General features: G+C 66.9%; 3 protein-coding genes. All 3 read left to right on the plus strand.

What is annotated here, in order from left to right:
* Positions 1-134 precede the first annotated feature (134 nt).
* Genes E4J89_RS16215 through glgB form a run of 3 tightly spaced genes read left to right on the plus strand, consistent with a single transcriptional unit; the run spans position 135 to position 7,844 of the window.
* Complete coding sequence (locus tag E4J89_RS16215) at positions 135-2,183, plus strand: alpha-1,4-glucan--maltose-1-phosphate maltosyltransferase (protein WP_136787261.1); 2,049 nt, start codon at positions 135-137, stop codon at positions 2,181-2,183.
* Positions 2,183-3,988 (plus strand): maltose alpha-D-glucosyltransferase, encoded by a 1,806-nt coding sequence (gene treS / locus E4J89_RS16220; protein ID WP_136787249.1) that lies wholly within the window; start codon positions 2,183-2,185, stop codon positions 3,986-3,988. Before E4J89_RS16215 ends, treS begins: the two co-directional genes overlap by 1 nt.
* The gene (gene glgB, locus E4J89_RS16225) at positions 3,981-7,844 is read left to right on the plus strand and encodes a 1,4-alpha-glucan branching protein GlgB (RefSeq protein WP_136787250.1); all 3,864 of its coding nucleotides are present in this window, start codon (positions 3,981-3,983) and stop codon (positions 7,842-7,844) included. Before treS ends, glgB begins: the two co-directional genes overlap by 8 nt.
* The last annotated feature ends 328 nt before the right edge of the window (positions 7,845-8,172 follow it).

Genomic DNA, 8,172 nt, shown 5'->3' on the forward strand with positions numbered 1-8,172 from the left:
AGCGCAGATACTTCTCCGGTCGATGGCCGGCAGGTAAATGCGCGCCGAACTGGCCGCCAAACCGTCTCCGGGGTGTCTGGATCCTTCGCAATCGGAAAGGATTCTCGCTAACGTCTAGTCTTGTGACGACTTCGATGCAGGAGCACAGCCCGTCCCAACCTACGCAGCGCCTGAAATTCGGCCGGATCCCGGTCGTCGATGTGTGGCCCGTGGTGGGCGGCGGCGATTTCCCGGCCAAGGCGATCCCCGGCGAGGACCTGGAGGTAGCCGCCACCGTCTTCCGCGAGGGGCACGACAAGATCGGCGCCACCGCGGTGCTGTTCGACCCGGACGGCAACCCCGTCCAGCGTGCCCGGCTCACCCCCGGGGCCACCGGCACCGACCGCTGGCATGGCCGTCTCCGCCCCACCGGTACCGGCCTCTGGACCTTCCACATCGAAGGCTGGGGCGACAACTACGCCACCTGGCGGCACAACGCGGAGGTGAAGATCGCCGCCGGCGTCGACGTCGACCTGATGCTCACCGAAGGCCGGCTGCTGCTGGAACAGGCTGGCGGGCAGGGCGGCCGGCCGGAAGAGAATGCGCGGGTGCTGCGCGACGCCGCCGCCGCGCTCGCCGACGAGTCGCTGTCGGTGCACGATCGGCTCGCCGCGGGCACCTCGCCGGCCGTCCTGGACGCGGTGCGAAGCCACCCGATCCGCAGCCTGGTCAGTCCCTCGAAGCAGTACCCCATCCTGGTGGAACGCGAACGGGCCGGCCGCGGCGCCTGGTACGAATTCTTCCCGCGCTCGGAAGGCGCGCACTACGATCCGGCAGCCGGGACCTGGACCTCCGGGGACTTCACGACGGCGGCCGAGCGGCTGCCGGCGGTCGCCGCCATGGGCTTTGACGTGATCTACCTGCCGCCGATCCACCCGATCGGCGAGGTCAACCGCAAGGGCCCGAACAACACTTTGACCGCCGGACCGGGGGACCCCGGGTCGCCGTGGGCCATCGGCTCCAAGGACGGCGGTCACGATGCCATCCACCCCGACCTGGGCGGCTTCGAGCAGTTCGACGCCTTCGTGGCGGCGGCCGAAGCGGTCGGCCTGGAAGTGGCTCTCGACCTGGCCCTGCAGGCCGCCCCGGACCACCCATGGGCCACCGAACACCCGGAATGGTTCACCACCCGGGTGGACGGCACCATCGCCTACGCCGAGAACCCGCCGAAGAAGTACCAGGACATTTATCCGCTGAACTTCGACAACGACCCGCGCGGCCTATCCGAAGAGGTGCTGCGGATTGTGCAGCTGTGGATTTCCCACGGAGTGAAGATCTTCCGGGTGGACAACCCGCACACCAAGCCCGTGTGGTTCTGGGAATGGCTGATCGGCACCGTGAACCGCGAGCATCCGGACGTGGTGTTCCTGGCCGAGGCCTTCACCCGTCCGGCCATGATGCATGCGCTGGGCCGGGCAGGTTTCCAGCAGTCCTACAGCTACTTCACCTGGCGCAACACCAAGGAAGAGATCGAAGAGTACTTCACCGAGGTCAGCCACGAGACCGCGGCGTTCTTCCGGCCCAACTTCTTTGTCAACACCCCGGACATCCTCACCGAGTACCTGCAGTACGGCGGCCCGGCCGCGTTCAAGATCCGCGCCGTGCTCGCCGCGACGGCCAGCCCGCTGTGGGGCGTGTATGCCGGCTACGAACTGTACGAACACGTCGCCCGGCCGGGCGCGGAGGAGTACATCGACAACGAGAAGTACGAATACAAGGCCCGCGACTTCGCCGCGGCGGAGGCCGAAGGGCGCTCGCTGGCACCGTACCTGACCCGGCTGAACGCCATCCGGCGGGCCCATCCTGCGCTCGGGGACCTGGGCAACCTCACCGTCCACCGGAGCACGGATCCGGCCACCGTGGTGTACTCCAAGCACAAGGCGCACCTGCCGGAATCGCACAGCGGCGGGCGGGACACCGTCATCGTGGTGGTGAATGTGGACCCGCACAGTGCCCGCGAATCCACGGTCTCGCTGGACCTGGCGGCGCTGGGACTGCGGGACGATGACTACAACGACGACGGCACGTTCTGGGTGGACGACCTGCTGACCGGACAGAGCTGGCGCTGGGGCGAGCACAACTACGTGCGGCTGGACGCCCACGTAGAGCCGGCCCACGTCCTGCATGTCCGTAGGAACCGCTGATGGCGAGCCCCTTTCAGCTACATGCCCCGGGCCTGGCCCACGACCCGCACTGGTACCGCAAGGCCGTGTTCTATGAGGTGCTGGTGCGCGGCTTCGCCGATGCCAACGGTGACGGCTCGGGGGATTTCTCCGGACTGATCGAGAAACTCGACTACCTGCAGTGGTTGGGGATCGACTGCCTGTGGGTTCCGCCGTTCTTCAAGTCCCCGCTGCGTGACGGCGGGTACGACGTCGAGGACTACTTCGACGTGCTGGACGAGTTCGGCACGATTGGCGACTTCAAACGGCTGGTGGCCGAGGCCCACGCCCGCGGCGTGCGCGTGATCATCGACCTGCCGTTGAACCACACCTCGGACAAGCACGACTGGTTCGAGCAGTCCCGGCGCGACCCGGACGGGCCGTACGGGGATTTCTATGTCTGGTCGGACACGGACGAGAAATACCAGGACGCACGAATCATCTTCGTGGACACCGAAGACTCCAACTGGGCCTTCGACCCGATCCGCCGGCAGTTTTACTGGCACCGCTTCTTCAGCCACCAGCCGGACCTGAATTTCGAAAACCCCAAGGTGATCGAGGCGGTCTTCGATGTGGTGCGGTTCTGGCTGGACCAGGGAATCGACGGTTTCCGCGCGGATGCCATCCCGTACCTGTTCGAAGAAGACGGGACCAACTGCGAAAACCTGCCCGCCACGCACACCTTCCTGCAGGAGCTCCGCGCCATGGTGGACGCCGAGTACCCGGGCCGCGTGATCATCGCCGAAGCCAACCAGTTGCCCCATGAGGTGGTGGAATACTTCGGCCAGCAGGACGACGACGGCGGGTTGCGGCCGGAGTGCCACATGGCCTTCCATTTCCCGATCATGCCGCGCCTCTACTATGCCCTGCGGGACCAGAACGCCGCCCCGATCGTGTCCACCATGGAGGAGACGCCGGCCATCCCGGCCGGCGCCCAATGGGCAACGTTCCTGCGCAACCATGACGAGTTGACGCTGGAAATGGTCAGCATGGAAGAGCGCGAGGCGATGTTCGGCTGGTATGCGCCGGACTCACGGATGCGCTCCAACATCGGCATCCGACGCCGGTTGGCCCCGCTGCTGGACAATTCCCGGGCGGAAATCGAACTGATCCACGCGCTGCTGCTTTCGCTGCCGGGCAGCCCGTTCCTGTACTACGGGGACGAGATCGGCATGGGCGACAACATCTGGCTGGAAGACCGCGATTCCTCCCGCACACCGATGCAGTGGAATCCGGACCGCAACGCGGGGTTCTCCACCGCGGACCCGGGCAAGCTGTACCTGCCGGTGGTGCAGTCGCTGGTGTACCACTACAACTACGTGAACGTAGAGGCGCAGCTGGCGCACAACAGCTCGCTGCTGCATTGGGTGCGCCAAATGCTGGCGGTGCGCAAGGCCCATCCGGCCTTCGGCCTGGGCAGTTACCGCAATGTGCCGGTCGAATCGGAATCTGTGCTGGCGTTCCTCCGCGAGGTACCGGAAAACAATCCGGAGGGCGTGGAGAGGCCCGAGTCGATCTTGTGCATCTTCAACCTCTCGCAGCACCCGGTGGCGGCGCCGCTGCAGTTGCCCCAATTTGCCGGCCGCGGGCTGCGCGACCTCTTCGGCGGCACTCCGTTCCCGGCCTTTGACGACGCCGGCCAGCTCACCCTGACGCTGGGCAGCCACGACTTCTTCTGGCTGCGACTGCGTTCCACGGCATCCAACCCTGCATCACCGCAAACTGAGACCCTGCCGGTCATCAGACCCGCGACTGACGGAACTGAGGTGGCAACAACCCATGCCTAAATTCACGCCGAGCATTCCCGAACTGCTTCACCCGTGGCTGGCAGCCCAGCGCTGGTTCCCGGCCAAGGGCCAGGACTCCGTGCTGCACCGGCTGGGCGGCATTCGGCTTCAGGACCCCGCCGGCGAGGTGGGGCTGGAGGTGCACATCGTGGCAGTGCACACCGCCAACGCCGTCCACGTGGTCAACGTGCCGCTGAGCTACCGACGGGAGCCGTTGGCCGGCGGGGACGCGGCGCTGGTGGGGCGTGCACAGCAGGAGTCCCAAGAGGCTGGCGGCGGCGCCGGCGGCCAGGCTGCGGCCTGGACCGGCGAAGGCAATGGCGGCACGGACAGCGGCAGCGGGGAGCGTTGGATTTACGACGGCGCGCACGACCCGGTGTTCGTCGCAGCCTGGCTGGAACTGATGCGGCGGCAGGCGGTGACCGGTGACGGGCATACCCGCGGCCATGCTGGAGCCGGGTTCGACACCTGGCCGGAGTTCTCCACCGGGTTACAGGCCTCGGTGCTGTTGGGCGAGCAGTCCAATACCTCGGTGGTGGTTCAGTCCGACCACGGGCCGCTGATCGTGAAGTTCTTCCGGGTCCTGGAAGCCGGCGCCAACCCGGACGTGGAAGTTGGCGTGCTGCTCACCAACGCCGGTTGCCGCGAAGTGCCGGCCACCTACGGATGGGTCACCGGCGGCTGGCTCACCCCCGGCCAGAACGACGACGGCAGCGACCGTCTCTGGGACACCGGCCACCTGAGCGTGCTGCGGGAATTCCTTCCGGACAGCCAGGATGCGTGGCGCACCGCGTCCGGCTCGGCGCTGGACGGCACGGACTTCAGCTCACAGGCGCACCAGCTGGGTGCCGTCACCGGACGGATCCACCGCAGCCTGCGCGATGCGGCCGGAAGCCATCAGGCGGATGCCGCTCAGATCAGCGCGTTCAAGGCCGCGCTGGCCGAACGGATCCGCTGGGGCTGGGCGCAGGCCGGGGCCTCGGTGGGGCCGCTGGACGAGGCGGTGCAGGAACTGCTGGACCGGCTGGACCAGGTGACCGAGCTGCCCGAGTTGCAGCGGATCCACGGCGACTATCACCTGGGCCAAGTGCTGGACTCCGCGCAACGCGGCTGGGTGGTGCTGGACTTCGAGGGCGAACCGCTTCGGCCGATGGGCGAGCGCGGCACGGAAGACGTGCCGCTGCGCGATGTGGTCGGCATGCTGCGATCCTTCGACTACGCCGCCGGAGTAGCCCGGCTGGCCGGGCCCGACGATTCGGCAGAAGCCACCGCCGACGAGTGGGCCGCACAGGCCAGCACCGCCTTCCTGGACGGGTACCGCGAAGAGACCGGCGACCCGGTGGACACCTCGTCCACCCTGTATCTGGCCCTGCTGCTGGATAAAGCGCTCTACGAAGTGGTCTACGAACAGCGCAATCGTCCGCGCTGGGTCAAGGTGCCGGTCCGCGGTGTCCGCGAGGCGTTGGCTCCGCTGACCAGGGCGGGCAATGAAGCCGCCGGCAGCCGGGACATGGCTGCCGCCGGGGTCGGTGCCGCCGGCGCTGCAGCGGGCAATGGTCATGCTGCGGCCGCCGCGCCAGTCCGGCCCACCGCGGAGGAGGCGTCCGCGCCGCCGGTGGCATCGCCGTCGTCGGGTCACCGATCCGGCACCCCGGTGCACGTCGACGCGGAGGTGCTCTCCGCCGTCGCGCACGGCGCCTACCACCAGCCGCACGCGGTCCTCGGCGCGCACCTGGACGACCACGGGCACGTGACCGTCCGGACGCGGCGTCCGCTGGCCGAATCCGTCACCGTTCTCACGCCCTCGCTTCGGGTGCCGATGGAGCACGAACACGAAGGCATCTGGGTGGCGGTCTTCCCCGCGGACGACCCCGGACACGTCCCGGATTACCGCCTTGAAGTGGTGTACGACGGCGGCGCCCCCAACATCGCCGACGACCCGTACCACTACCTGCCGAGCCTGGGCGAAATCGACCTGCACCTGATCGGCGAGGGCCGGCACGAGACGCTGTGGACCGCGCTGGGTTCCCACGTGCGGCGCTACAACTCCGCGCTGGGCGACACCTCCGGCGCCAGCTTTGCTGTCTGGGCGCCGAATGCGCGCGCCGTCCGGGTCAAGGGCGACTTCAACCACTGGGACGGATCCCGCCACGCGATGCGTTCGATGGGCGGGTCCGGCGTGTGGGAACTGTTCATTCCCGGGGTGGAAGCCGGCGCCGTGTATAAGTACGAGCTGCTCGGCCAGGACGGCCAGTGGCGCGAAAAGGCCGACCCGATGGCCCGCTGGACCGAGGTCCCGCCGCTGACCGGCTCGCGAGTGGTCGAGTCACATTACCGCTTTGGCGACCAGGAGTGGCTGGAACGCCGGTCCGTCCGTGACCCGCACAACGGGCCGATGAGTGTCTACGAAGTGCACCTGGGCTCCTGGCGGCTGGGCCTGGACTACCGGCAACTGGCCGAGCAGTTGGCCGAATACGTCAGCTGGCAGGGGTTTACCCACGTGGAGTTCATGCCGGTGGCCGAGCATCCGTTTGGCGGATCGTGGGGCTACCAGGTGACCTCCTACTACGCGCCGACCTCGCGTTTCGGGCATCCGGACGACTTCAAGTACCTGGTGGACAAACTGCACCAGGCCGGCATTGGCGTGATCCTGGACTGGGTGCCCGCGCACTTCCCCAAGGACGAGTGGGCGCTGGCCCGCTTTGACGGCCAGCCGCTGTACGAGCACGGCGACCCGCGGTTGGGCGAGCACCCGGACTGGGGCACGCTGATCTTCGACTTCGGCCGCCGCGAGGTGCGCAACTTCCTGGTGGCCAACGCGCTGTACTGGCTGGAGGAGTTCCACATTGACGGGCTCCGGGTGGATGCGGTGGCATCGATGCTCTACCGCGACTATTCCCGCAAGGAGGGGGAATGGTTCCCGAACGTCCACGGCGGCCGCGAGAACCTGGAAGCCATCTCCTTCCTGCAGGAAGTCAACGCCACTGCGTACAAGCGAGTGCCCGGGATCGTCACCATCGCGGAAGAGTCCACAGCGTTCGACGGCGTGACCCGGCCGACCAGCGCCGGCGGCCTCGGGTTCGGGCTGAAGTGGAACATGGGCTGGATGCACGACACGCTCGAGTACATGGCCGAGGACCCGGTCAACCGGATGTATCACCACGGCAAGGCCACGTTCTCGATGGTCTACGCCTACACGGAGAACTTCCTGCTGCCGATCAGCCACGACGAGGTCGTGCACGGCAAGGGATCCATGCTGCGCAAGATGCCCGGAGACCGCTGGCAGCAACTGGCCAACCTGCGCGCCTATCTGGCGTTCCAGTGGGCGCATCCGGGTAAGCAGTTGATTTTCATGGGCACCGAATTCGGCCAGGAGTCCGAATGGTCTGAACAACACGGACTGGACTGGTGGCTCTCCGAAAACGTTCCGCACAAGGGACTGCAGCGGCTGGTCCGCAACCTCAACGGGATCTACCGCTCCACGCCGGCCCTCTATGAGCGGGACAATGAGCCGGCCGGCTTCCAATGGATTGATGAGAACGACGGCGTGCACAACACGCTGTCCTTCATCCGCTGGGACCACCAGGGCAATCCGCTGGTTTGCGTGGCCAACTTTGCCGGCGCCCCGCATGAAGGGTTCCGGCTCGGCCTGCCGTGGGCGGGGGACTGGGACGAGACCCTGAATACCGATGCCGCCGAATACGGCGGATCCGGGGTCGGCAACCTCGGAGTTGTCACGGCAGAAGAAGGCGGCTGGAAGGACAGTCCTGCCTCGGCCATACTGCGGGTTCCCCCGCTGGGCGTCATGTACTTGAAGCCCTCGGCCGGTCCCTCTGCCCGGATGTCGGAAGGGTGAACAGCAGCGGAATTTACTTCCCGGCCGAGCGGTGCTAGAGTTTATATCCGCGCAGGGCGGTGAAGCTGCCAGCGCGAAGCCGACCGGAGGCCTTGGCCGCCGGAAGGAACCGGCCGGACAGTTTGACAAAGACTGAAGGCGCGGGTAAGTTAGAAAAGTTGCTCCGGAGCGATGGAGGGCCTGTGAGGGTCGTCCGGGTGCCGGGTGCTCCTGTTGTTTGAGAACTCAATAGTGTGCCAAGTTTGTTGATACCAATTATTTATTGGTTGAAGTGCCGTGGCGTGCCGCCCCTGTGGTGTGTCGCGGTTTTTATCAGCCTGGTTTGAAT

Source organism: Arthrobacter sp. CAU 1506 (assembly GCF_005047635.1).
In the GTDB taxonomy this organism is placed as follows: Bacteria; Actinomycetota; Actinomycetes; order Actinomycetales; family Micrococcaceae; genus Crystallibacter.